The 263-nt window shown below is 60.5% G+C and carries 1 protein-coding gene; it reads left to right on the top strand.

The window, feature by feature from the left end; translation table 11 throughout:
• Window positions 1–37 precede the first annotated feature (37 nt).
• A partial coding sequence (locus AACY45_RS29010) for a PAAR domain-containing protein (protein ID WP_339548910.1) occupies window positions 38–263 on the top strand: 226 nt, incomplete at its 3' end.

The following is a 263-nucleotide window of genomic DNA, read 5'->3' as shown; positions in this document are numbered from 1 at the left end:
AATCAGCGATCCGGTATGGTGCCCAAAATGCAGCAGCATGGGGTTTATCGCTGAAGGCAATCCGACCTTTATCGTTGAGGGCGTTGCCGTCGCAACTCACGGGCACGCGGTGCAATGCGGTTGCCCTGCGGGCAGCAATCGCTTAATCGCCACGCAGAGCACGGTAATGGCGGCAGAGGACGGCAGCGTGACCATCGCGCCCGAATTTGCAGCAATGGCCCAGGCGGCCACGCATGTCTGGGCACAAGCCATCAGTGATGGCT

The sequence above is a fragment of the Pseudomonas sp. RA_35y_Pfl2_P32 genome, assembly GCF_963970735.1.
Lineage (GTDB): Bacteria > Pseudomonadota > Gammaproteobacteria > Pseudomonadales > Pseudomonadaceae > Aquipseudomonas.
This window is presented reverse-complemented; position numbering and strand designations above follow the sequence as displayed.